This is a genomic window from Paenibacillus camerounensis (assembly GCF_000723885.1).
GTDB classification, from domain to species: domain Bacteria; phylum Bacillota; class Bacilli; order Paenibacillales; family Paenibacillaceae; genus Paenibacillus_AQ; species Paenibacillus_AQ camerounensis.
Genome location: NZ_CCDG010000019.1, coordinates 78,954 through 103,913, shown reverse-complemented (window position 1 = coordinate 103,913; position 24,960 = coordinate 78,954). Strand labels below are relative to the sequence as shown.

The following is a 24,960-nucleotide window of genomic DNA, read 5'->3' as shown; positions in this document are numbered from 1 at the left end:
CCCCTGTTACAGCTATGCTCTGACTTCGTTCCGCCTTAGTCCCGCCAGTTCCACAGCCGCACCTCACCGATCCGGATATGGCTGACCCAGGCATCCTCCTGCAGCTTCAGCAGTTCCTTAACCGGTCCTGTAACAACCACACCATATAGCTGTACCCCGTTCTTCTCAATATAGCTTAACGATTCGTCCAGCTTTAAGAAAAACCCGGCATTCCGGGACAGAAGTTTATATTCTCCCAGCAGCCGCAGTGTATCGAGAAAGTTCCTCTCACGGAGCTCACTGCTGCCATAGGCTTCAACGGAAGGTGAACTGGAGGAGCTGGAGGTTACACTGCCGAACCAGCCCCGCTTTTCTGTTGTAGTCGACTGTACTGTCATATCCTTAGCATGCCAGATCGGCTGATACGGGAAGCCCAGGGGGCTCGTTACCACAACGTCATTTGTACTGAGGCCATCATCCACAGCGAACCACACAGGCATTACATTCAGCGGCTCCAGCTTGCTCAGCAGCTCAGCGGTGCTATATAGCTGATCAAGGGAAAGATAGGCTTCAGCCACCGTTCCCTCCGGTAGCTTATCAAGGCGCTCCCACTGCTCACTATCTTCAATGCCCTGGGACCCGGCATCCTGCGGATAGGTAAAGAATTGGCGGGCATTACGCTCATCGGTCCAGTTATAGGTTCCTACTCCGCCAAGCCCGAACAGCATCTGGGTAGAGTAGCTGCCTGCATCGACCTGATCACCTCCGACCTGCTTCAGCAGTCTGCCTGAATAATTCATTCTAAAAAAAGTTTTGGCATTGGAATTTAAATGCACAACTGTATTAGGACTCGAAACTGCAATGGCTGAAGAGATAACGTCCCTGTACGTTTCTCCCCGTTCTCCGGTGCTGTAATACACAGCCGTTATGATCGAACTGATGACCGTAATGGTCAGAAAGGCAGACAGCACGGTCATGGTATTTGAGATGCGGGCCTTCCACTTCCCCCGGCTGATGATCCGCTTCTCCTTGGATGCCGCCTTTTTTTTCTTCTTTAATTGCGGATTAGCCCCCCCTTGAGCCGGCATCTCTCCGGATTTCCATGCAGCCTTCTGCGCAGACTGCTTATCCTCCTGCTCCATCAGCTCATCCAGATAGCCCTGGTAGGCCTCCAGCTTCTCCAGCTCCTGCTCCATTCCGGCCCGTTCTTCCTCCGGCAGGCTGCCTTCACTGTATTTGCGCAGCCTTTCCTTAAACTCCTCACTCATGTCCGCTATTCCTCCGATCTTCTTCCCGCAGCTTCTGCCTCGCCCGGAAAATCAGTATTTTATATTGCGCCAGGCTCACCTTCATGATGGCAGCCGCATCTTTATAAGCGATTCCGTGAAAATCATGCAGCAGCAGCGCATGACGCTGCGCCTCAGGGAGCCTGCCGACAGAGTTAGCCAGCGCCTCCATTCTCTGCCTCCGCATATACACCTCTTCCGTTGTATCCGGGTGCGGAAGAGCGTTGAAATACCCGTCCTGTGCCGGAACACTGCGGCGCGCCTTGCGCGTGTGATCAATAAAAGCATTGTAGGCTACCCGGAACAGCCAGGGCTTGATCCGCTCCTCCCGGCAATCCTCCAGATACAGATAGGCCCGGTAAAACGTCTCCTGTGTCAATTCCTCGGCGAGGTGGTGATTGCGGCAGAGGGCGTACAAATAACGGTGTATATCGTGAACATAACTCTGATAGTGATGATCCAGCGAATCCGGCTTCATTCCCTCCCCCCTCACACTAACCACGTTTTAACGGGTTAAAAGTTACACCCTTTATCTAAAATGCTTATAGATTCATTATAGAACGTACTTATGTAGGTTACCGGATAACAGAAAACAGCCATGCTGTCCGCCTCAACTTCGGCAGACAGCATGGCTCGTATACGGCTTTAGTATTAATAAAATCCGATCGAGGATGAGGCATCCCGCATCCATTCGCGCTTGCGGCCCTTATCCAGCTCGCCGCGCATACCGCGGACGAGCTGCTCAACGTCGGCCTTGCCGTTCTCATGCCACTCCAGTGCGGCGCTGACATACAGCTCGCCAAGCTGGGTGAGCGAGAAGTCTCCGGTCAGGCGGGCAGCCAGGCTGACCCCTTCCTCACCGGCAAAAGCGGAGAAACCGCGCAGCCGCAAAAACTCCAGCCGCAGCGCCTCATTCGGCATCTTGATCTCATAGGCCCGGTCAAAGCGCCCGGCGCGGTTCATGAGACCGGGATCGATTTTCTCCGGATAGTTGGTCGTACCGATCAGAAAAATCCCTTCCTTCGAGGTTGCCCCGTCCAGTGTATTCAGAAAGAAAGAACGGACCTCCTGCGGCATCGAGTCTATATCCTCAATGACCAGCACCACCGGTGCAAGCCGGGCCGCAGCCTCAAACACCTCATTTACCGACTCGCTGCTGGTATACTCGGTAATCTGCCAATACACCACAGGGCCGGACACGCTGCCTGCAATAGATTTGACGAGCGTAGTCTTGCCGTTGCCGGGATGTCCGTAGAGCAGAATGCCTCTTTTGTACGGAATATCATATTTGACATAAAAGCTGCGGTCAGCATCAAAGAACTGGTCAAGCGAGCGGAATATCTCCTTTTTAATTGCTGCATCCAGCACGACCTCCTCACGGGAAGCCGCCCGGGTAATCGGTTCATCCTCACGGCAGACCCCGTTGCGGCGGTCAGTGAATACCGTAACCTTGTTGATGTTCTGCTCCCGCTGCCGTTTGCGCACATTGCCGAGAAAGTCCTGCAGCTGGCTATCCGATGCGGCGAACACAAAATCCTGAAAATTAATGCCGTTTTCCTGGAATACAGGCACCCTGGCAAGCGCTACCCCCATTGACGGATAGGCCAGCACATTATTGCGGATCGACAGATGGATACTGTACTCCGGCTGCTCCTTGTCATCGTCATATACGAAGGTTCTGTCTTCCAGCCGGTCAAAAATCCGCGCGACATGCTCAACCTGCGGGTTGCCTGACTGGACATCATCCTGCAGCAGCTTCCAGTACTCACTGTTCGGATCATCGCTGGCGTACAGCTCATAGCGGACATTATAGCGTGTATAAAGGGCTTCAAGAATACCGTCAACGAGCCGGGCATATACGTCATAGCCCTTGATCAGACCGCCGGCACCTGCATCATAAGGAAAAATTACAGCCTGCTTCTCATACTCCTGCTTCATCCTATTTCGTCCCCTTTATTGCTGCGAGCGGCTTACATTTGGCTACAACGGCAGCCAGGCCTGCGCCCGTAACGCTTTCTATGATCTCATCTACATTCTTATAGGCTTGAGGGGATTCGTCAATGATAGATTCTAGGGAATGCTGATTGACTACAATCTCATCCTCCTTGCCGACGTTAAGTGAACGGGAGAATTCCTGGACTGACACCAGCCGTTTTGTGGCTGAGCGGGAACGGATCCGGCCGGCCCCATGGCAGATGGAGTAGTAATTTTCTTCCCCGCCGCTCTGGCCGGCCATGATATACGAAGCAGTTCCCATAGAGCCGGGGATGAGCGCCGGATGGCCGGTCGCGGCATAGACAGCCGGGTTATCCGGGTGACCGGCGGGCAATGCCCGTGTTGCCCCTTTGCGGTGTACAAATTTCGTGCCGGAGGAGGTGCGTTCCTCCCAGGCATAATTGTGCATCAAGTCGTACAACGTCCGCAGCTCGCATTTGGTGCCGAACACATCGCGGAAGGCCTCACGCACACCGTAAGCAATTAGGTGGCGGTTCACCACCGCATAATTCAGCGCGGAGTACATCAGGTTGACGTACCGCTGGGCCTGCGGGTGGGCAAGCGGCGCATAAATCAGCCGCGGGTCGGCGCTGCCAAGTCCCAGCTGGCCCATGACCTTGGCAAAGGCGGGCGTGCAGAACTGGTTCACCATTCCGCCCCAGGCCCGGGAGCCGGAGTGGATCATCACGGCAATCTGCCCGTCCTTCAGCCCCCAGGCTTCAGCCACGGCCCGCTGTTCCTCAGCAATTTCAATCGCCTGAATCTCTACGAAATGGTTCCCTCCGCCGAGTGTGCCGAGCTGGCGGTGGCCGCGGTGCCAGGCCATATCAGGCAGCTCGTTCAGGATCTCCTCGTCAAAGCCGAGCCTCTTGATCTCGACATGTGACAGCGCGCTCGATTTCTTCGGCGTGTAGCTGTCAGGAATGTACTTGTTCGGCAGTCCCTGCAGGCCCTTGCGGACAATATTCTCCAGGCGGATATCACCATAATGGCCGCGCTGCTGCTGCTCCATCGGCAGGTATCTCTCGATCGCACGCACCAGCTTGCGGCGCAGCTTCACCTCTCGCAGATCATCCTTATGCAGATTGGTCAGGTGGACCCGCATGCCGCAGCCGATGTCGCTGCCCACGATGGACGGTGAGACGTAGCCCGATGCTGCATCCCAGACTGCGGTAGTACCGATACATGTTCCGACGCCGACATGCACGTCCGGCGTGTAGCTCATATATTCAATACCCGGAATCTGCAGATTGTTGTTGGCCATTTCCAATACCTTGTAATCCAGCGTACCGAATAATTGCTCACTGGCATACACCTTAAGATCACCGCCCGGAAGGGCTATCTCATGTTTATAGCGGGGCTCATAGCCCGCTTGCTGTTCTGTAGTATTCATAAATAGTATTAGTTCCTCTCAGATTGGTTAGTATACAAGTTTTGTTTGCAGATACAACAAAAAGAGCCGCAGATCAGATTCTGATCATACGGCTCCGGGTAAGGCAGGGCGGCCCCAGGCTCCGGGCAGCGCCGGCTCAAAGCATACCCTAATTCAATTGAGACAGGATAAGCAGACTGCGTATCATGTCGTCCGGACGAAGGCGGTAGGATCAGATTGTTCATATGCGGTTGTGATGTGGCTTAGCGGCAGTGTCTGTGCATTTGTTCCAATCATGACCCGTCGGCCTCCCTTCTGTTCTTAGTAAACCCAATATAATCGGAGCTGGTGTAAATTGTCAACCCGGCAGTCCGGTAAAAAATTATTTAAATTTGTGCCAATCCTGATTGCTGTTCTCCAAAAGATGGGCAAAATCGTTCTCCAGCCGCTTCTGTTCAGCCTTGCGCTGATCCTCTGCCGCTTTGCGTACAGCTTCTTTCTTATCCTGTTCCTCTGCCTTCAGCGCATCCGACTGCGCCTTCAGCTTGCTCAATACATCACTGCTCAGCAAGTCCTTGAGGGTAGCCGGAGCATCTGCTGCTACAGGGCGCGGAGCACTGGTATTTTGCTTCTTTTTAGCCATGGTAATCTTCCTTTCAGATTCTGTATTTCCTTCGAATTTGTTTTAGCGGGCAGTCATTCCGTTTATAATGTACAGTAAGAGGTGAGCCTTATGAAATCCGTAGACCTGTGTCCGAAGCTGCAAAAAAGCATGGATATTATCGGCAGACGCTGGACGGGCTTAATCATCTATCAGCTTCTCCAGGGTCCGCAGCGTTTCAGCACCATTGAGTCCGCGCTGCCCGTCAGCGGCAGGCTCCTGTCTGAACGGCTTAAGGAACTGGAGCAGGAGGGCATCGTGCTGCGTGAAGTCTTTCCCGAAACACCTGTAAGGATTCAATATTCCCTGACCGATAAAGGACGGGGTCTGGAATCCGTGATGCGTGATCTGGAAAAGTGGTCGGACGCCTGGATTGATCCTGCGGAGTGCTCCTCTCAAGCGGCTCCGCCACAGTAGAAGCAGCCTTCCTCCAGGAAGCAGGCTACTCCTGCACAGCTCAGGCAGCTACAGCTTGACTCCGATAATGACCAGGTCACGCGGGGTACTGTCCATTACAGCAACACCGGGAAGCAGCCCCCATTCCTTGAAGCCGAACTTCCGCAGCAGGGCAAGACTCGGCTCATTGTGGCCGAACACAAAGCCAACCAGATTCTGGAGACCAAGGCGCGGACATTCCTCCAGTGCTTTGGTCAGCAAAATGCTGCCGGCTCCCTTGCCGCGGTATTTTTCATTTACATAGACGCTGATCTCAGCAGTTGCGTTATACGCAGGGCGCCCGTAGAAGGACTGGAAGCTGAACCAGGCGGCAATCTCATCCTCATGCTTCAATACCCATAGCGGACGGTGATGGCTGTTGTGCTCATGGAACCAATTCAGCCGGTCCTCCACACTTACAGGCTCAAGATCTGCGGTAACTATTCTTCCTGCTACTGTAGAGTTATAAATTTCCACGATTGCCCCTAAATCCTCAATTGTTGCATCCTCTACGCTGTAATTGTTCCAGGCCATACTGCTGTTCCCCCTAGTGATTTATCCTATTTAAAGTGAACTAAGAATATTGCTGTTTTGTACTGCCTCTTAGTTTCTTACAATTCCAGTCCTGTCTGCTCCAGGCTCCATTGCCACAGGCGTGCTGCTTCCTGTGTATCTGCCGCCCTTGGCCCCAAATCCTGAATTTGGCGGCGGTAATAATACTGTCCGCTGATAATGCTCAGCTCGGGAGCCGTCGCCAGATAAACGGCGGTATCTGCCCCCTGCTCCGGCGTCAGGAAGAAGTACGACAGCAGCTTCAGCACTGAACGGCCGAAGCCGGTCTCCCGGTTCACTCCGATGCTTGTTCCGACAGCTCCCGGATGGACTGCATTAACCGTAACTCCGGTGCCCTGCAGGCGGGCAGCCAGCTCACGCGTGAACAGGATGTTGGCCAGCTTGGAGCGGGCGTAAGCCTTGGCCGGATTGAACCCCCGCGACAGCGTATGGTCTTCCAGATAGAGCTTGCCAAGCTTGTAGGCACCGGAGGCTACAACGACGACCCTGCCCTGCTCCGCCTTCTTCAGCGCCCCGAGCAGCAGATTAGTCAGCAGGAAATGCCCCAGGTGATTGACGCCCAAATCCATCTCGTAGCCGTCCGGCGTCAGCTCCCGCTTAACAGTAACCACCCCTGCGTTGTTAATCAGCACATCCAGTACCGGATAGGCTGCCAGAAATTCCTCTGCAAAGCTGCGGATGCTATCAAATGAAGCCAGATCACACAGCATCAGCTCAATCTCCTGCGAGCCGCTCTGCCGCCGGGCTTCAGCCAGTGCTGCTTCGCCCCGCGTCCGGCTGCGGCAGGCCATAATCACCTTCGCTCCCCGGCGGGCCATCTCAATCGTTGTAGCCAGTCCCATACCGGAGTTGCCGCCGGTGACGAGCACAATTTTATTATGCATAGCCGCTCATTCTCCTCTCCTGTACGGGACCTGCCGACTGCAGTCCCGGCCTGGCTTTTACCAGTCAGATATTCTAATGATTATGTTACATCATACCAGAGGGTTAAGAAAAGGACAGCTCCGAAACTTTCAGGAGATTTGGGCGCATCCCTGCTATAATAGGAATATTGCTGTTCAAACGTGTATATGAAAGGGGAATATTTTAAATGAACGATGCTCTGAAAAGTCTGGAGCAGGGAATGGCGGCCGGCGGGCTGGATGCCCTGCTGGTTACCGATCCCAAGCATGTATACTATCTGACCGGATTCGCCTCGAACCCGCACGAGCGGTTTCTGGGCCTGCTGCTGATCCGCGGTGAAGAGCCTGTCCTGATTGTCCCGGCACTTGACAGTGAGGCGGCACATGCGGCTTCCTCGGTCACTACAATCCTGACACACAGCGATACGGATAACCCGTATGAGCTGCTCCAGTCCCGTTTTGGCGGCACAGCACCCGGAGCCTTCGGCATTGAAAAGGAGCACTTCTCTGTAAGCCGCTATGAACTGCTGGCAGCGGCAGTGCCTGCCGGCAGCTTCAGCGACATCGGTCACCTGCTGCGTGCTATGCGCGCCAGAAAGACTCCTGAGGAGATCAGCCGGATGAAGCATGCTGCCGAACTGGTTGAAGAAGTTCTCCGCCGCGGACTGGGCCATATCAAAAGCGGAGTGACTGAAATTGAGCTGGTTGCCGAGCTTGAGTATCTGATGAAAAAGGTCGGCGCCTCCGGCCCCTCCTTCGATACCATGGTGCTCTCCGGTCCGAATACAGCGCTGCCGCATGGCGTGCCGGGCGACCGGATCATCCAGCCCGGTGATCTGCTGATGTTCGATATGGGCGTATACGCGGCAGGCTATGCCTCCGATATTACCCGTACCTTTGCAGTCGGCGAAATCGACAGCAGGCTGGTTGAGATTTACAATACGGTTCTGGCCGCCAACATGGCCGGCATTGATGCTTCCCGGGCCGGAGCCACCTTCGGCTCGGTGGACAAGGCTGCCCGGGATGTTATTGAGGCAGCAGGCTACGGCGAATATTTCATGCACCGGGTCGGCCACGGCCTCGGCATGGATACCCATGAATATCCGTCCATGCATGGACTAAACACCGATATTATTGAGCACGGCAATGTATTCACTGTTGAGCCTGGCATCTATGTGCCGGGTCTCGGCGGAGTTCGCATCGAGGATGATGTGTTCATTACGTCCGAAGGACCGGTCACCCTGACCAGCTTCCCTAAAGAACTCACTGTACTTCATCTGTAGGCAGCCGCAGGCTGTTTAACAACTTATTTCTGCATAAAAAAGCAGCTGGCCCAATTCCGGGGGACCAGCTGCTTTTTATATATACTCAGCGGGCTGTCGTGCCCGCTGAGGCATACGTATTCTTTTACAGCTCAAGCTTTGCACCGTCATTATCCCTCTTGGCTCCGGTCTCTTCAGCAAAGCTGAAGGAACGGGCGATGTAGAGGATAGGCGTGCCGGCGCCGGTCAGCAGGAACTTGGATAGATAGGTTGTAAGCAGAATCTCCGTCCACACCTTCAGATCATACAGTCCGGCAAAGGCAATTGTGCAGAAAATCAGCGTATCAACAAAGGAGCTGATCATCGTGCTGCCGTTTGAACGAATCCATAGCTGGCGGGAGCTGCCGTAATATTTGCGGATCCAGGCGTACAGGCGTACATCCAGAAACTGGCTGATAAAGTAGGCGGTAAGACTGCCCAGCGCCAGCCTCGGCATTAAGCCGAAGATCGTTGTCAGGGAGGACTGGGCAATATCCGTCTCCTGCGGCTCAAATACAAGCACCATCTGCATAATCGCCGTGGTCATCAGCAGCGTGAAGAATCCGAACCAGACCGCGTTACGGGCTTCAGCCCGGCCGTGCTTCTCATTCAGAAGATCACTGGTCAGATATAAGGTGACATACATTGTGTTGCCGAGCGTCATTACAATTCCAAAGGGCATCTCAATCGTCTTGGCGACCTGGATATTAGCAATAACCGTCGCTATTCCCACCCAGGCGTACAGCCCCTTTTTGCCGAACAGGCGGTAACAGACCAGAAAAAAAGCAAAATTGACAATCACAAACAAAATTCCCCACAGCAAATTAAACATATATCTGTAAATCCTCCTAGTTTTGGTTACGCGGGATGGTTACGAACCGCGGTTATGATGTTATGCCGGAACAAAACATTATTACTCTACCATAATAAAAGCTTACACGCCATGAAATTTTGATACAGCAAATTCATCCATTTCTCTGTATATTTTCGCAAATAACGAATTACATCCGGTAATTATTAAATTATTTCAGAAAATTGTGCATCATTATTGTATATTTCACTATTCAACCGGAGGTTAATTCTATAAAATAGTTATCAACCGTATTGCCTAAACCTATATCCTTAATATGACCTATACCTGCGGAATATACTGTGTCTGCTTTACAGAGAAGCGCAGTGGGATATACGATGCATCCAAACGATAAAGGAGAGAATGAAATGGTACGCTTTAAAAATTCGATCAGCCGCAAATTCACGCTTCTTTTGTTTGCGGTATTGTTGCTAACGTCTCTTGTGCTAAGTATCAGCTTCTACTTTATTTCCATGAGTACTATCGACAGCTATGTTATGCCGCAGATTAACAAGAATTTAACGGCAGCGGCCCAGGATTCTTACAAAGGCATGAATGCAACGCATGCCCAGCAGACCCTTAACCAGAGCGAGCAGGCTGCAACCAATCTTAAATTCTATTTTAAGGATAAACGGGCACAGCATGATGTGGAGAGCATCTTCCTGATCAGTCTCGCCGAAGGCAAAGCAACTGTGCTGGCTGCTGATCAAGACTCCAAACTGAAGCCGGGTGACAGTCTTGCCGTAAATGCAATAATGACCCAGGCCTCAAAAGGCAAGCAAGGAATCAGCGATACATATAGTGACAACTACGGTATACATAGAACTGCATATGTAGGCGTCCCCGGCAGTACCATGCTGGTTGGGGTAAGCTATGATGTGGGTTTTGTCCAGGATAAAATCGACAGCATCGTCTGGACCAGTATCGCCATCACCCTTGCTTCCCTTATTGTCGGCCTCACTGCCGCCTATTTCATGACCCGCAGAATCACCCGGCCGCTCACCCAGCTCACAGCCTACAGCAACAAGCTGGCAGGGGGCGATTTCACCCAGGAGCTGACGGTCAGGGGGAATGACGAGGTCAGCCAGCTGGCTGAAAGCTTCCGCAGCATGGGCCACAAGCTGAAGGATATGATCGGCCAGGTGCTTGAAACCTCCGATACTGTTGTTACAGATGCCAATGATCTGAAGACAAGGGTCGAGGTGCTGAACGGGATGGCTGAACGCTCCGCCGAGTCCGTGACTGAGATCAGCAAGGGCAGCGCAACCATTGCCAGCAGTGCCTTTGAGAACTCCAGAGCGATGGAGGAGATCAATGTCGGCATCCAGCATATCGCCTCAGCAGCGGGCGAAGTAACCGAGCAGATTACCGAGGCATCTGCAGAAGCAAGCGGCGGTAATGAAATCGCACAGAGTGCTGTGGAGCAGATGCGCCAGGTAGAGCTTGCCTCCGTGCATTCCCTTGAGCAGTTCCGCATCATGAATGAGCGGTCGCAGATGATCAGCGAAGTGGTTCAGGGCATTACCGAGATTACGAAGCAGATTCAGATGCTCTCTCTGAATGCATCCATCGAAGCTGCCCGTGCCGGTGAGCATGGCCGGGGCTTCGCCGTAGTTGCCGGAGAGGTACGCAAGCTGTCTGAGCAGTCCAAGGAATCCAACGAGCAGATCCGGGAATTCCTGCTCAGCCTGCAGCAGGATATGAACCGTTCGGTAGAGGAAATGAACCACGTCAACGCAGAGGTGTCCTCCGGAGTTGGCAAGGTCGTTGCCGCAGGCGACGCCTTTAGCCACCTGCTCATTCTGATTCAGAGCATCAGCCACAGCATCCAGTCCGTATCGGCTGCTACCCAGGAAATCTCCGCCGGGACCGAGGAAGTCAGCGCCTCCGTTGAAGAGGCTGCACAGATCACTGCGATGTCGCAGACGATCGCAGATTCGCTGGCCGGAGATTCTGCGCGGCAGCATGAGGAGCTGGAAAGCAACGCTCTGACTGTTGAGCATCTGCATGAGCAGGCTATCCAGCTGCAGAAGGCTGTAGCCCAGTTCAAGATTTAAGAATAAAGGACCCTCTGGAAGCTTGCCGCCAAGCGGCGCTTCCAGAGGGTCCTTTTTAGTTGCGTTTTTCTATAAAGGAATAGCTGTGAACGCTAAAGCTCAAGAATCCCCCGTGCTCAACAGACAGCTGTTCACAGTAATAGGAATTAGCTTCGTGGCGCCCACAGGATGACTGATACACCCACTATACAGATGGCGGCGCCGATCCAGTCGTACACATCCGGTGTTTTTTTGTCGACCAGCCAGCCCCACAGGACTGCCAATACGACGAACACGCCCCCGTATGCCGCGTACACTCTCCCGAAGGACGGGAATTTCTGCAGGGTCGGGATGATACCGTATGCGATCAGGATGACTGCGCCTGTAAGCCCGTACCAGAGCGGGCGGGATTCACGCAGCCACAGCCAGACCAGATAACCGCCGCCGATCTCGGCGAGACCGGCCACTACAAACAGCAGAATTGCCATCAACATTGCTATTCCTCTTTTCCGGGCAGGCCCATTATTGCATATACAGCTTCCATGTTCAGGTTCTCCCGCACGGATGAGGCGAGCCGGTTGAACTCCTGCTCACGCAGACCTGCTGCCGAGAAGGTAGCTTCAAGCGGTATAAGCCCTTTAGCCTGACGTATGCCATCAAGCCAGCTGCGGCGCAGCCGGTCATTATGGAACAGGCCGTGCAGATAGGTTCCCCATATTCTCCCGTCAGGGGTTCCCCAGCCCTCAAGCTCCTCCTGCCCGTCCTCCCTTTCCAGTCTGAACAGGCTGCGGACCGCAGCAGCATCATGATTCGTTGTTGCTCCCATATGGATTTCGTATCCGCTGACAGCAGGTTTTGCGGCCTCCGGCAGATTCATCCCGCCTAATTGCAGCGGATGGCCGTCAGCCAGCGTACCTGTTACCCGTACAGTCGTTTTGTGCTGCAGAAATGCCGTGGACAGCGGCAGATAACCAAGCCCGTCGCTTTCCCCCGGCTCTGCGCTCTCCACAGCATCCGGATCAAGCAGCCTTTGTCCCAGCATCTGATAGCCGCCGCAGATACCGGCCAGCTGCAGGGTCCCCTGGCGGAGTGCAGCCGCGATTGCTGCCGGAAATCCCTGCTGCCTCAGGAATGTGAGATCCGCCGCGGTATTCTTCGTGCCCGGCAGAATGATAACATCCGGCGTCCCCAGCTCTGCGGCAGTATTTACATAACGCACTGAGACATCCGGCTCAGCCTGCAGCGGATCGAAGTCAGTGAAGTTCGAGATGCGCGGATAGCGGATGACCGCAATATCCAGCTCTTTGGCGCTGCCGGACAGCTGCGCCGGGGCTGCATCGAGCACTACAGAGTCCTCCGCCTCAATCCGCAGCTGCGGGAGGAACGGAAGCACCCCGAGCACCGGAATGCCGGTACGCTGCTCCAGCCAATCCAGACCTGGCTGCAGCAGCGAAAGATCCCCGCGGAACTTATTGATGATAAAGCCTTTGACCCGGGCCCGCTCATGCGGCTCAAGCAGCTCCAGCGTACCTACAAGAAAAGCAAATACGCCTCCCCGGTCAATATCCGCAACCAAAATAACCGGGGCGTCTGCCCAGCCGGCGAGATTCATATTGACGATATCCCGTGCCTTCAGATTAATCTCCGCCGGGCTGCCTGCGCCCTCCATCAGCACAGCATCATAGGCCTTGCGCAGCCTGCCAAGCGCAGACATTACCGTATCCTTGGCCTCCGGAAGAAATTTCTCGCGGTATTCTCTGGCACTAAGCGCCGTATGCGGCACACCATGCACTACAATCTGCGCACTCATCTCCCCCGACGGCTTCAGCAGAATCGGATTCATATCGGTGGTTGCAGTAATACCAAAGGCCTCAGCCTGCATCCCCTGGGCCCGGCCGATTTCCTTGCCGTCCGCGGTAACGTAGGAATTCAGCGCCATATTCTGTGATTTGTACGGAGCTACACGGTATCCGTCCTGCACCATAATCCGTCCGATGGCGGCGGTGACGAGGCTTTTGCCGACATCTGAGGCAGTCCCCTGGATCATCAGCACCGCCGCAGGCTGCCGCTGTGCATATGTATCTGTTTGCTTCTTGGTTTGCTTCTCCATGTGAATATTCCCCGCTCCTTCCTCTCTTAGATTGCTGCGTGCGTGCGGCAGGGGCTGCTGCTGAATGACGGACTTAAGGATACAGCTTCCCTCTCCCTTGAACTTGTAGGTTATGCACGTAGATTAGGTGGATTTCCTCCACCTAATTCCATAATTATTTAAATTTGAAGAGGATTAGGCGGAAAAACTCCATCTAATCCTATCCAAACATCCCTCTAGAGGCGAATTGGGCACATTTAAGTAGAGTTTTTCCAATTAGTCCTGTATATCAGCTGTCGGAGGGAAAAATAGATGGAGAATTTCTGCCTAATATAATCAACACCCTGTTAGTTAACAACAGCGGCAAGAAAGAGGGTTGCCCGGCCGGCTTCCCTTTTTATGGCTGCATCAGGTCGCTAGAGCAGGTTATGCTGCAGCAGCACGAGAAGCAGCAGCAAGGCTGCTTCGAGCAGCTCGTTCAGCGCGCCGTACACATCGCCGGTGAGCCCGCCGAGCCGGCTGCCGATCTTGCGCGCCGCATATCCGCCGCAGGCCACGGCGGCCAGCGGCGCCAGGCAGGCCGCCGCCAGATGCTGCGGCCACGCCCCGCCTCCCGCGCCGAGCACCAGCGGTGCTGCGGCTGCGGGAAGCGTCAGCAGAGCGGCGAGCAGCATGGCGCGCCGCTCCTGGCGGACCGGCAGCGCGTCATAGCTCGCTGCCAGGCCTTCATTGCCGCGGGCCAGGGGGAAGCGGGCCATCGCCCGCACCATGTACCAGCGGCTCCACACCGGCGGCAGCAGGAGCAGCGGCAGCTCGTAGTAACGGCTGCCCCCGATGAACGCTGCCAGGAGCGCTGCCTTCAGCAGCAGCAGCAGCACGCAGGCCAGCACGCCCATGGCTCCTACGCGGCTGTCCTTCATGATCTCCAGCATCCGCTCCCTTGAGCGGTAGCTGAGCAGCGCATCGGCGCTGTCCATCCAGCCGTCCAGATGCAGCCCGCCGGTCAGTCCCACCCACAGGATGAGGGTGATGACAGCAGCGGGCCAGACCGGCAGCAGCCACACGGAAGCCGCGGCTGCTGCCGCAGCGCTAAGCCCGATGGCTGCCCCGACCAGCGGGTAATAGACTACGCTGCGCCGCAGAAGCTCCGTTGAGAAATCACCGCCGTCCTTGACCGGAAAGCGGGACAGAAACTGAAACGCGGCAGCGGCATCCCTGCGCGCGCTCACAGCTTATACTCCCGGCTCTTAAGTTCTACCGGGATACCGGCAGTGACCAGAAAAACCTGCTGAGCGCGTGCCGCCAGCCTTGCATTCATCCTGCCGGACAGATCCCGGTACAGCCGTCCGAGCGCATACTCCGGTACAATTCCGTCACCGACTTCGTTCGTTACAAGCACCAGAGTCCCCCGGAAGGATGACACACTGTCCTCAAGCCGGGCGAGCTCCTGCTCCACCCGCTCCTGCCTGTCAGGCTCGTTTTCAACAGCCAGCAGCACATTGGACAGCCAGAGGGTCAGACAGTCCACCAGCACGGCCTTGCCCCCGGAGAGCTGTTGCAGCAGCCCCGGCAGGTCAAGCGGCTCCTCCACCGTCGCCCATTGTCCGCCGCTGTCCTCACGCTGCCGGCGGTGCAGGGCAATCCGTTCCTTCATCTCTTCGTCGAAGGCCTGTCCTGTCGCCACATATACCGCCTGCTCTGCCAGAGACAGCGTCAGCCGCTCGGCGAAGCCGCTTTTGCCGCTGCGCGCACCGCCTGTAACCAGAATGCTCATCGGCTCTCCGCGCCCGAGACGCCTGCGCTTTCGAAGGTAGCCATTTCGCGCATAATCCGGCTGGCTGCTTCAATCAGATGCAGGCAGAGCACGCCGCCTGTCCCCTCACCCAGTCTCAGCCCAAGGTCAAGCAGCGCCGTCAGTCCAAGCCGCTCCAGCATCAGCTTATGCCCCTGCTCACCGGAGATATGGGAAGCAATCATATAGTGGATAGATTCCGGCGCAAGCGCCTTGGCAACAAGCGCCGCTGCCCCGGAAATGAAGCCGTCGAGCACCACAGGAACACGGGCTGCCGCAGCGCCCAATATAAGCCCGGCCAGACCGGCGATCTCAAGCCCGCCGACCTTGGATAACACATCAACAGCATCGTCCGGATCAGGCGCATTAAGCTCCAGCGCCCGCTCCACAACGGCAATCTTATGCCGCAGCCGTTCATCATTAATGCCCGTGCCCCGTCCGGCTGCCGTCTCCGCCTGAATCCCTTCAAGCCCGCATAGAACTGCTGCGCTGGCTGTTGTATTGCCGATGCCCATTTCACCGGTAATAAAAATCTCTGTTCCGCCCAATACCGCTTCCTCAGCCACACGGATTCCGGCCAGAATAGCCTGCAGCACCTCATCCCGGCTCATCGCCGGCCCCTGCGCCATATTACCGCTGCCGTAGCGTACTTTACGGGCGATCAGCTCAGGATGGCTGACATCCGCCGCTATGCCGATATCAACCAGCTTCACCTCTGCTCCGGCCTGGCGGGCCAGCACATTCACCCCTGCGCCGCCGCTGAGGAAATTGTAGGCCATCTGAACCGTGACCTCCTGCGGAAAAGCGCTGACCCCTTCGTCACACACGCCGTGGTCAGCAGCCATAACAACTACCGTACGCTTGCCGTAAGCCGGCTGCTCCGTACCGGAAATTCCCGCCAGCCGCACCGCCAGCTCCTCCAGCCGCCCAAGGCTACCCGGCGGCTTGGTCAAAATATCGAGCCGCTGCTCCGCCCGCCGTATTGCTTCCTGATCAACCGGTGTAATCCTACTGATAACTTGATCAATAACTGCTTGCATCGCAATTCCTCCTATGTATCGTCTATCTCATATTTCATACGATCTGCCGCGTATCCTGAATAGAGCATACATCAGCCAAGCTGGCTCAGAAAGCTTCAGAAGATATAGGTCCAGGATTCCAAGGACCCCGGGAAGTATTAGGCGATCCCAGCCCCACAACCTATGACCGGCAGCCCGTTTCACGCAAAAAAGCCCCCATCCGAAGAAGGGAGCGCCCGTCTGCCGCCGTTATGCATCAGCACACGTCTCATTGCCTATCCCTTTTTCTTCTTCAAGGATTATAGGGGATACGCCATGATCTTACAATTACATTTTTACCTTCAGAAAGCCCTCCATCCGCTCAAGTGCCTCATTCAGCTTGGCTGTAGAAGCTGCATAAGAGCAGCGGATATGGCCTTCGCCGCCGGTTCCGAATACATGCCCCGGTACAGCAGCGACCCCGGCTTCCTGCAGCAGCCGCAGCGCAAATTCCTCTGACCCGATTCCGGTGCGGGCAATCGAAGGGAAAGCATAGAACGCCCCCTCCGGCTCGCGGCAGTCCAGCCCGATAGTCCGCAGGCCTTCCACGAACAGCGTTCTGCGCTGCCGGAAGACTTCCTTCATCCGGTCCTTGTCAGCCAGACCGCTGCGCAGCGATTCCAGGGCTGCGATCTGGCCCAGCACCGGTGCGCACATCGCGGTGTACTGATGGATCTTAAGCATCGCAGCCAGCAGCTCGCGGTTGCCGCAGGCGTAACCGACGCGCCAGCCGGTCATGGCGAACGCCTTGGAGAAGCCGCTGATCAGGATCGTCCGTTCCTGCATGCCGGGAAGCGAGGCAATGCTGACATGCCTGCTGTCATAGGTCAGCTCGGCATAGATTTCATCCGACAGGACCAGCAGGTTATGCTGCTTCACCAGCTCAGCTATAGGCAGCCAGTCTTCGTATGACATTACCGCACCGGTCGGATTGCTCGGGAAGTTCAGCATCAGCAGCTTGGAGCGCGGTGTGATCACCTTTTCCAGAGCTTCAGCCGTCAGCTTAAAGCCCTGCTCCGCCGTAGTCTCCACCTCGACCAGCGTGCCCCCGTTCAGATGGGCTATCGGCGAGTAGGCGATATAGCTGGGCGAAGGGATAATAATTTCGTCACCCGGAGCAGTGAACGCACGCAGCGCCAGGTCCAGCGCTTCGCTGCTGCCTACGGTAACGATCACCTCATCGGTAGCGTGATAGCTCAGTCCAAAGCCGTTAGACAGATAACGCGCAATCTCCTCCCGCAGCTCAGGCAGTCCGCTGTTAGGCGTATAAGTGGTCTCGCCGCGCTCCAGAGCGCGGATACAGGCAGCCCGGATATGCTCCGGCGTTTTGAAGTCAGGCTCCCCCACACCAAGTGAAATAATATCATTGTTACCCGCTGTAAGGTCAAAAAAAGCGCGGATTCCCGAAGGCGCAATCTCCCGCACACGCGGGGCGATCCACCCCTGCGTGTGCGCAAACACCGGCTCATTAAACATGGCTGGTCACCTCCCTTATGCCTATTCCTTCTGTTGCTGCATGTGCTGCGGCCGCCGCGGCTCCTGTGTTAAGCCCCTTTGCAGCCTGCTTATGTTCTGCCGTCACATCCGGCGCTTCCTCCCCGGCAGCGCCCTTACTCCGCCCCGCACCTTCCCCGCGCTCCCGCAGCGAGCCCTCAATAATCGCATCCAATAGCCCGCTGAACGTATACCCGGCAGCGGCAGCGCTGCGCGGAAGCAGGCTCGTTCCGGTCATGCCCGGCAGCGTATTTACCTCAAGCACGTACGGCACGCCCTTTTTCAGCAGCATATCCACTCTGGCGTAGACAGAGCATTTCAGTGCCTTGTAGCAGGCGAACGCCGCCGTCCGCACCCGTTCATGTGTGCCCAGTGACAGCTGGATAACCTGCTCATCCGCCCCGCCCTGCTCGTATTTGGCGCTGTAATCGAACCATTCCACACCCAGCGACTGGATGCCGATCACTGGCAGCAGCTCCCCGCCAAGGATGGCGCAGGTAATCTCCTGCCCTTCGGTGAAGGCCTCGATCAGGATCGCACGATCCTCGGCAAAAGCTTGTTCCACCGCCACACGCAGCCCCTCAGCGTTATCCACCTTGGACATGCCGATGCTGGAGCCGCCGGCATTGGGCTTTACCATAACCGGGTAGCCCAGTTGTCCCACAGCTTCCTCAGAATAATCCTCCATGCTCTCCCAGCACAGCCAACCCGGGGTCGGCACACCTTTGCTGCGGAGAATGGTTTTGGACAGATGCTTATCCATGCACAGGCTGCTCGCCAGCACACCGCTCCCGGAGTAGGGGATACCGAGCGTTTCCAGCGTTCCCTGGACCGTTCCGTCCTCGCCGTAGGCACCATGGAGCGCCAGCAGCGCGAAGTCCAGCCCTTTTACCGCATCAACCAGCTGTCCGCGCTCCTCAATGATAACCGGCACCGCCTCATATTTGCTCCGGTCCAGATGTTTAAGCATCTCTTTGCCGGTATTCAGCGACACTTCGTATTCAGAGGACACTCCGCCCATAATTACGCCTACTTTTAACATATCCCCATTCCCCTTTTCATCTCATCCGAGTAATAGTTGCCGTGCTGTCCTGCCGATAATCCCGATTCCTTTGCGTATATCGTCATCCGCCACCCTGGAAAAGCCCAGCCGCAGCGTGTTCTGTCCTGTTCCGTCTGTAAAGAACATATCCCCAACTGTAAAAATAATCCCCTGCTCCCGGCACGCCGCCAGCAGCTCTCGTGTGCTGAAGCCCTCCGTAAACGTGACGAACAGATGCAATCCCCCGTCCCCGCTCACCCTGCAATCCGGCAAAAGCTCCCTGCAGCAAGCCATCGTCAGCTCATATTTCCGCTTGTACTCCGTTCTGGCCCGTTTGAGATACTTCTCCAAATTCCCGCCGAGCAAATATTGATACAGTATAGACTGGTCGAGCGTCGAGGTGTGGATGCTGCGTGCTCTTTTGACACTTTCCAGATAATAGATCAGCTCCTGGTCCGCCAGCACCCAGCCTACTCTAAGCCCGGGGAACAGCACCTTGGAAAAGCTCCCCAGATAGATCACACTGTTGCCGCCCCCGGCCGCCGCGATCAGCGGAGCCACATGCGAGCCGGAATAGCGCAGCTCCTCATTGAACCCGTCCTCAATCACCGGCACACCGTAGTCGGCCATCAGCTTCATCACGCCCAGTCTTTTCTCGGGGGACATGACAATTCCGGTTGGATTGTGGTAGGACGGCACGAGGTAGGCACAATCATACATCCCTTCCTCCAGCGCCTGCTTCAGCTCACCGAGATGGATGCCGTCACGTTCCATGGCTACCCCGCGGATGCCGAAGCCGTTCAGCTGCAGGTTTTTGAGCGCCGTATGATGGGTCGGATTCTCGCAGAGCACCTTCCCGTGCCGCTGGCCTAACGCTGACAGCACAATATCAAAACCCTCCGTGAACCCGTTCGTAATCAGCAGGTCCTTGCCGCGCATGTCTACGCCCTTGTGCTCCATGTATTGCCGCAAATAATCTATTAAAGGCTTATACCCCTTGGCATAGCCATAGTTCAGCAGAACATTGCCTTCTACCGACATCCGCTCCAGAAAGGCGCGTTTTACATTGTCCAGATCGAACAGGCTTTCATCCGGTGCGATGCTGGTAAAAGAAATCGTGTCCTTCCCCGCGCGGATGCCGCGTTTCATAATATCCAGCTCTTCGGCCAGCAGCGCCCTGCTGCTCAAGCGGCTTTTCCAGTCCACGCTCCAGACGGGCGCTGCTGTATTTTCCGGGAGGGCCGCGTTACTAACATAACTCCCCTGCCCCTGTACGGTATAAGCGAACCCGTCATCCTCCAGCGCCATGTAGGCAGAGATCACAGAGTTGCGGCTGACCTTGAGCAGCAGGCTCAGTTCCCGGGTAGAGGGCAGCTTCTGCTCCCCCTGGAGGGCACCCCTCAGAATAAGGCTTTTCATATAATCCTTAACCTGCACATAGACCGGCCGCCCGGCAATGAGCCTGAAATCATTGAACATCGATATTTCGCCCCCTGTAGCTATCATGGCATAATCTTTTCCGTAAAAAAAGAACCACAGACCCGGCATTTTCTCCCGCCTGTGGTTCCTCTTGTCTGCTTACTCCCCGGTCCGCTGGCTGCTGCGGTAGGCTGTCGGCGATACGCCGTTCAGCTGCTTGAACATTTTGCTGAAATGGTATTCCTCGTAGAAGCCGCACAGCTTAGCAATTTCCCGCACCGGATAATCCGTAAACGTCAGATAGCGGCGCGCCTGCTGGTTCTGGATGTGCATATGATATTCCTTCGGCCCCATGCCGGTATATTTCAGGAAAAGCTTGCGCAGGTACGAGGCCGAAATACCGTACTCCTCCGCCAACTTCTCGATCCGGTGATGGTCCATGTAGGCATTCTCAAGCTTGCTCTTAATCTGCTCAAAAGCGGCAAAAGCCCCCGACTCCATCAGATTCCAGTCCGCCCGGACGCTCTGGTGCAGCTTATGGAGCAAAATCTGTGTTTTGGCGCGGGAAACGGCCGTTCCGGCAGTCTGCCCCGGCAGCCACTCCTGGTTAATCTCCCGGAACATAGCGCCGATCTCCTCAGCCTGCCCGGGGCCATATTGGCTCAGAAAAGGAAGCCGGAGTGTCTCTATCGGCCTGACGTTTCTCCAGACCGCATCATAGCCGAGCTCCGCACAATCGAACAGCAGCATCGTGATGCGCAGCGGGGCTTCCATTTCTGAACGCATGGACATTTTGAGGCCGGGCTTCAGATAAGCCAGCATTCCAGCCTGCACCTTATGCTCCACATTGGTCCGGAAGATCCCCTCCCCCTCATGAATCCAGTACAGGCTATGCACATTGACCATGTTACGGATGTCCTCCCAGCCCGGAAAAGTCACTTTATCCAGCACAAAATGAATGTGCACGCTAAGATCATTCAGGTTATAGGCATTCTCTTCCAAGACAGTCTCCCCTTTGCTGCTTCAGGCGCGATTTATACAAGACATTATTGTTTTTTTCTATTCAATGCCCGAGTGGTAAATGATACTATCCATACTAACACGATGTCTGCAAAAGACAATGCCATCGCATAATAACGGGGAGGCACACACACTTGTTAAGAACTTTTCGTCAGCATAATATCCGCGTAACAGAGCTACTGGACGGGCCTTGGGATTTCGCGAAAGATCCTTTGAATGAAGGCCTTGAGAAAAAATGGTTTGAGCGTTTTCCACATTCTCCGCAGACCCTCTACGTCCCTTCCTGCTGGAACAATGAGCTGGGAATGTATGAATATGAGGGCGTCGGCTGGTACCGCAAAACAATCGTGCTGGGCAGTGAGCAGCATGTCCGGCTCATTTTCCACGCGGTGCAGGGCCACTCCGATGTTTATCTGGACGGGCAGCATCTCGGCTACCACTACGGCGGCTTTACGCCTTTTGAGTTCCTTGTGCCGTCTTTGGCTGCAGGAGAGCATGAGCTGATTATCCGCACGGACAGCACGCTGGACCGCTTCACTATTCCGACGGAGCAGGTGGACTGGTTCCATTACGGCGGCATTATCCGCTCGGTGGAGCTGCAGTTTTTGCCGGACCTCTATATCGAACAGCTGAAGATTGATTATGAGCTGCAGGGTAGAGAGGCTGAGGTGTCTGTTCATGTGCAGTTGCGTTCTTTGCTGACGACTGCGCTGGCGACCCGTCTGGTGCTCAGTGAAGGCGGACAGGAGTTGCATACGCAGGATGTGCAGGTCGAAGCTGGTCAAATATTAAATCATGTGATCAAGCTGCGGCTGGCGGACGTGCGTCTGTGGAATGTCGGCCAGCCGGAATTGTATACGTTCCAGCTGCGGACAGAGCATGACGACAAGATCGAGCGGATCGGCTTCCGCACAATTGAGACCAACGACCACCGGATTCTGATCAACGGCGCCCCGGTCTATCTGAAGGGCGTGAACCGGCATGAAGAGCATCCGGAGTGGGGCTTTGCTTTTCCGCCGAAGCTGATGCATAAAGAGCTGGATATTATTCTGGAGCTGGGCTGCAACACCGTCCGGGGCTCCCATTATCCGCAAAGCGCCTATTGGCTCGACCTGCTCGATGAGAACGGGCTTGTTTTCTGGAGCGAGATTCCGATCTGGGGCTGCTTCCTGCCGAATGAGACCGTCAGCGAGCCGCTGTTCCGGGACCGCGCCCTAACCATGATTGAAGAGATGATCGGGACCCATTATCATCATCCGAGCGTGGTATTCTGGTCTGTGCACAATGAAATTGATACCCGCACGCAGGAAGCCTATGCCTTTACAGAGGCACTGATCGGACTTGTGCGGAAGCTGGATACCTCAAGGCTTGTCACCTATGCGACCATGCATCCGCTGGAGGACATTCTGCTGCCGCTGTTTGATGTGATCGGCATCAACAAATACTTTGGCTGGTACGAAGGCGAGGTCAGCGGCTTCAAGAGCATGCTGGAGCAGTTCCATAAGCGTGCGGAGCAGCTGGGAGCGGGCGACACGCCGGTGCTGATGACCGAGTTCGGCGGTGCCGGACTGTTCGGGGATGTCGGCTGGGAGCCGCGGCTGTTCAGCGAGGACTATCAGGCGCATATCGTGACCGAAGCGCTGAACATCTTCCGCGCTGATCCGAAGATCGGCGGCACCTACATCTGGCAGTTCGCCGACATCCGCGGCGACCTGAAGAGCAGCAGCAAGAACTTCCGCGACCGGGCCCGCGGCTTCAACAACAAGGGCCTCGTCAATGAATACCGCAAGCCCAAGCAGTCGTTCCGCGAGGTGCGGCGGATTTATCAGTCATGGACTGACTGAGGTTTGTTTGGCGGTTGGCGGTTGGTGATTAATGTTTAGTGTTTAATGCTTAGAAGCCCACGTCTGACGGCGCGGGCTTTTTTTCTGTATCTTGTGTGGCTCCGGCTCTCTGCCGTTGGCTGGCAGGTGCTGATTTCGTACAAGTTCGTTCGAGTTCACTGGCTGAGAGAAGATCGCAGAAGTCTAATGCCGTATTCTGCTGCTGGGTTTTAGTGCCAGACTCTACTGTTAGACGCCACTGTTGGACTCTAGCACCTATCTTTACTGCTAGGCTTTCTTACTGATAACTCTACAGTAAAAACGCCTCCTGGGTCTGTTAGCGGAGCCGGCCACAATTTAAACAGGCGAACCAGCGCCTCCATCCAAGGAGTAACGCTGGTCCGCCTGTTTTTTTTTGAAAATAGTTACTTAATGAAGGAGCCACACTGTTCTGCCGGGCTTTTGCGGCATAATCCTATGAAGAGCTACACTGCTCCGTTTAGCCTTTTTGGCGAAAGTCATCTAACACAGTCTCGCTGATGCTCCACCTGAATTTTTGGCAAATAGTTACCTAACGAAACCTAACTTTTGCTTCGCCTGACTTTTTGCGAGCAGGATACAGATGCTAAACGGGCGTTCCCGCTTACCGCGTCTGTTCAATCACCGCACACAGGAACGCCAGTGCCAGCCCCTGCCCCCAGCCCTGCGCCCACTTCCGGTCGATGCCCAGATAGCCGGCCAGGTCGTTCATTACTGCCGTTCCGCCGGATACGTTCAGCACACGGCCGTTGTCGGCGATATTATCGAGCAGGCCTTGCAGCGCCTGGTTAACATATTTCCCGTGCAGCGGATTCCCCTGCATGACCATAGCCGCACCAATACCTGCTGTAGCCGATACCTCGCCATACGCCTCCATATGGTCGAGCACGGTGCCCCAGAGGCCGTCAGGCTTCTGCAGCTTTTTGATGGCGGCAAGCTGGTCACGCAGTGAGCTGGAAATGTGCATATACGGCGGATACAGGTAGGCTTCTGGCAGGATTTTGCCGACTCTGGACATGGTGTAGGCTGCCCAGGCGTTGGCGCGTGCCCAGTAGAGGCCGGACATGTGATTGTCCTCAATGTGATTGTAACCGTGATACCACAGGCTTGTGTGTTCATCCTGCAGGTAGTTGATATGCCAGAAGAACTGGCGGAGCGCGTCGTCAATCCACTTTTTCTCCCCAAGCAGCACGCCTGCACGCAATTCGAAGTACGCTGCCATGAACAGCGTGTCGGCCCAGGCCTGCTCCGGAAAGTCATTTTTGGCTGAAACCGTATGCTGAAGCACACTGTCCCCGAATCGCAAAGCCCGGTTCTGCAGATAATCCAGCTTGCTTACAATCAGATCAAGATATTTCTGTTCCTTGGTCTGTTCATACAGTGTAAGCAGCATATGGCCCATCGCGCAGGTATTAACCGTCCACTCAGCCGGCAGCCCTGCCTCTATATATTCCGCACACCAGTCGGCCATCCGCTCCAGATAGCTCTGCTCCCCCGTGACTTCAAAAGCCCGGCTGACTCCGTAATAAGCAACACCGCAAGGCCAGTTCCAGGTCAGATCCATACCGAGTGTGTAATTGACTACGCTGTCGGTAACCTTTTTCAGGTCAATATCCGTTAAGTCCAGCTTCATTGTTCAAAAAGCCTCCCCGTTGTTTATGTACTACCGTTACTACATTTGCTGCCTTCAATACACGAGAACAGCCTTCTGCCTCCTGTACAAATCTCTTAATATAAGAATCCTATCATGCTCCGCCCAAGCACTGGAATGGAAAAAAATAAGCTTCATTTGTA

Annotated in this window: 22 protein-coding genes; 4 read left to right on the top strand and 18 right to left on the bottom strand. The window is 55.3% G+C overall.

The features are described 5' to 3' along the window. Positions 1–35 precede the first annotated feature (35 nt). The 5 genes from BN3772_RS07810 to BN3772_RS07790 form a co-directional block, all read right to left on the bottom strand. On the bottom strand, positions 36–1,247 hold the full coding sequence (locus BN3772_RS07810) for an anti-sigma factor (protein ID WP_042198429.1): 1,212 nt from the start codon (positions 1,245–1,247) through the stop codon (positions 36–38). Next, on the bottom strand, positions 1,240–1,743 hold the full coding sequence (locus tag BN3772_RS07805; RefSeq protein WP_042198427.1) for a sigma-70 family RNA polymerase sigma factor: 504 nt from the start codon (positions 1,741–1,743) through the stop codon (positions 1,240–1,242). The genes BN3772_RS07810 and BN3772_RS07805 overlap by 8 nt, the downstream gene beginning before the upstream one ends. 173 nt (positions 1,744–1,916) lie before the next feature. Then, positions 1,917–3,203, bottom strand: coding sequence for an AAA family ATPase (locus BN3772_RS07800; RefSeq protein ID WP_042198426.1), 1,287 nt, complete (start codon positions 3,201–3,203; stop codon positions 1,917–1,919). 1 nt (position 3,204) lies between these two features. Further along, positions 3,205–4,653 carry an RtcB family protein gene (locus BN3772_RS07795; protein ID WP_042198424.1) on the bottom strand — a complete coding sequence of 483 codons (1,449 nt, stop codon included), beginning with the start codon at positions 4,651–4,653 and terminating at the stop codon, positions 3,205–3,207. A 361-nt stretch (positions 4,654–5,014) separates the two neighbouring features. Further along, the gene (locus BN3772_RS07790) at positions 5,015–5,275 is read right to left on the bottom strand and encodes a YqkE family protein (protein WP_042198422.1); all 261 of its coding nucleotides are present in this window, start codon (positions 5,273–5,275) and stop codon (positions 5,015–5,017) included. A gap of 90 nt (positions 5,276–5,365) precedes the next feature. Between BN3772_RS07790 and BN3772_RS07785 the strand changes: the two genes are divergently transcribed. Next, positions 5,366–5,710 carry a winged helix-turn-helix transcriptional regulator gene (locus BN3772_RS07785; RefSeq protein WP_042198420.1) on the top strand — a complete coding sequence of 115 codons (345 nt, stop codon included), beginning with the start codon at positions 5,366–5,368 and terminating at the stop codon, positions 5,708–5,710. A gap of 48 nt (positions 5,711–5,758) precedes the next feature. Here BN3772_RS07785 and BN3772_RS07780 read toward each other — a convergent pair whose 3' ends face one another. Together BN3772_RS07780 and BN3772_RS07775 are read right to left on the bottom strand one after the other, a co-directional pair. Then, positions 5,759–6,262 carry a GNAT family N-acetyltransferase gene (locus BN3772_RS07780; protein ID WP_042198418.1) on the bottom strand — a complete coding sequence of 168 codons (504 nt, stop codon included), beginning with the start codon at positions 6,260–6,262 and terminating at the stop codon, positions 5,759–5,761. Positions 6,263–6,339: 77 nt separating this feature from the next. Beyond that, on the bottom strand, positions 6,340–7,185 hold the full coding sequence (locus BN3772_RS07775) for an SDR family oxidoreductase (RefSeq protein WP_042198416.1): 846 nt from the start codon (positions 7,183–7,185) through the stop codon (positions 6,340–6,342). A 206-nt stretch (positions 7,186–7,391) separates the two neighbouring features. Between BN3772_RS07775 and BN3772_RS07770 the strand changes: the two genes are divergently transcribed. Next, positions 7,392–8,486: a M24 family metallopeptidase gene (locus tag BN3772_RS07770; protein ID WP_042198414.1), complete on the top strand. Its 1,095-nt coding sequence runs from the start codon at positions 7,392–7,394 to the stop codon at positions 8,484–8,486. A 124-nt stretch (positions 8,487–8,610) separates the two neighbouring features. On the opposite strand, the gene BN3772_RS07765 is transcribed toward BN3772_RS07770, so the two are convergent. Continuing rightward, positions 8,611–9,336, bottom strand: a complete 726-nt coding sequence (locus BN3772_RS07765) for a queuosine precursor transporter (RefSeq protein WP_042198411.1) — start codon at positions 9,334–9,336, stop codon at positions 8,611–8,613. A gap of 386 nt (positions 9,337–9,722) precedes the next feature. Here BN3772_RS07765 and BN3772_RS07760 point away from each other — a divergent pair, with 386 nt between their 5' ends. Next, positions 9,723–11,411, top strand: coding sequence for a methyl-accepting chemotaxis protein (locus tag BN3772_RS07760; RefSeq protein ID WP_042198409.1), 1,689 nt, complete (start codon positions 9,723–9,725; stop codon positions 11,409–11,411). A gap of 146 nt (positions 11,412–11,557) precedes the next feature. Here BN3772_RS07760 and BN3772_RS07755 read toward each other — a convergent pair whose 3' ends face one another. The 9 genes from BN3772_RS07755 to BN3772_RS31185 all read right to left on the bottom strand — a co-directional run bounded on the left by BN3772_RS07755 (position 11,558) and on the right by BN3772_RS31185 (position 21,286). Then, the gene (locus tag BN3772_RS07755; protein WP_042198407.1) at positions 11,558–11,884 is read right to left on the bottom strand and encodes a YnfA family protein; all 327 of its coding nucleotides are present in this window, start codon (positions 11,882–11,884) and stop codon (positions 11,558–11,560) included. A 2-nt stretch (positions 11,885–11,886) separates the two neighbouring features. Continuing rightward, complete coding sequence (locus tag BN3772_RS07750) at positions 11,887–13,500, bottom strand: cobyric acid synthase (protein ID WP_042198403.1); 1,614 nt, start codon at positions 13,498–13,500, stop codon at positions 11,887–11,889. 395 nt (positions 13,501–13,895) lie between these two features. Continuing rightward, positions 13,896–14,708 carry an adenosylcobinamide-GDP ribazoletransferase gene (gene cobS / locus BN3772_RS07745; protein WP_042198401.1) on the bottom strand — a complete coding sequence of 271 codons (813 nt, stop codon included), beginning with the start codon at positions 14,706–14,708 and terminating at the stop codon, positions 13,896–13,898. Next, positions 14,705–15,253, bottom strand: coding sequence for a bifunctional adenosylcobinamide kinase/adenosylcobinamide-phosphate guanylyltransferase (cobU, locus tag BN3772_RS07740; RefSeq protein ID WP_042198399.1), 549 nt, complete (start codon positions 15,251–15,253; stop codon positions 14,705–14,707). The genes cobS and cobU overlap by 4 nt, the downstream gene beginning before the upstream one ends. Beyond that, positions 15,250–16,311, bottom strand: a complete 1,062-nt coding sequence (gene cobT, locus BN3772_RS07735; RefSeq protein ID WP_042198397.1) for a nicotinate-nucleotide--dimethylbenzimidazole phosphoribosyltransferase — start codon at positions 16,309–16,311, stop codon at positions 15,250–15,252. The genes cobU and cobT overlap by 4 nt, the downstream gene beginning before the upstream one ends. Positions 16,312–16,617: 306 nt before the next feature. Further along, on the bottom strand, positions 16,618–17,805 hold the full coding sequence (locus tag BN3772_RS07730; protein ID WP_042198395.1) for an aminotransferase class I/II-fold pyridoxal phosphate-dependent enzyme: 1,188 nt from the start codon (positions 17,803–17,805) through the stop codon (positions 16,618–16,620). Beyond that, positions 17,798–18,865, bottom strand: a complete 1,068-nt coding sequence (locus tag BN3772_RS07725; protein ID WP_086074452.1) for a D-alanine--D-alanine ligase — start codon at positions 18,863–18,865, stop codon at positions 17,798–17,800. The genes BN3772_RS07730 and BN3772_RS07725 overlap by 8 nt, the downstream gene beginning before the upstream one ends. Before the next feature lie 21 nt (positions 18,866–18,886). Next, a complete protein-coding gene (locus BN3772_RS07720) occupies positions 18,887–20,344 on the bottom strand; it encodes an aminotransferase-like domain-containing protein (RefSeq protein ID WP_042198467.1) in 1,458 nt (485 codons plus the stop codon). A gap of 99 nt (positions 20,345–20,443) precedes the next feature. Then, a complete protein-coding gene (locus tag BN3772_RS31185) occupies positions 20,444–21,286 on the bottom strand; it encodes a helix-turn-helix transcriptional regulator (protein WP_052380416.1) in 843 nt (280 codons plus the stop codon). Positions 21,287–21,438: 152 nt separating this feature from the next. On the opposite strand from BN3772_RS31185, the gene BN3772_RS07710 reads away from it, so the two are divergent. Beyond that, on the top strand, positions 21,439–23,148 hold the full coding sequence (locus tag BN3772_RS07710) for a glycoside hydrolase family 2 protein (protein ID WP_042198393.1): 1,710 nt from the start codon (positions 21,439–21,441) through the stop codon (positions 23,146–23,148). A gap of 622 nt (positions 23,149–23,770) precedes the next feature. Here the strand turns inward: BN3772_RS07710 and BN3772_RS07705 are convergent. Next, on the bottom strand, positions 23,771–24,799 hold the full coding sequence (locus tag BN3772_RS07705) for a glycoside hydrolase family 88/105 protein (RefSeq protein ID WP_042198390.1): 1,029 nt from the start codon (positions 24,797–24,799) through the stop codon (positions 23,771–23,773). Between the last annotated feature and the right edge of the window lie 161 nt (positions 24,800–24,960).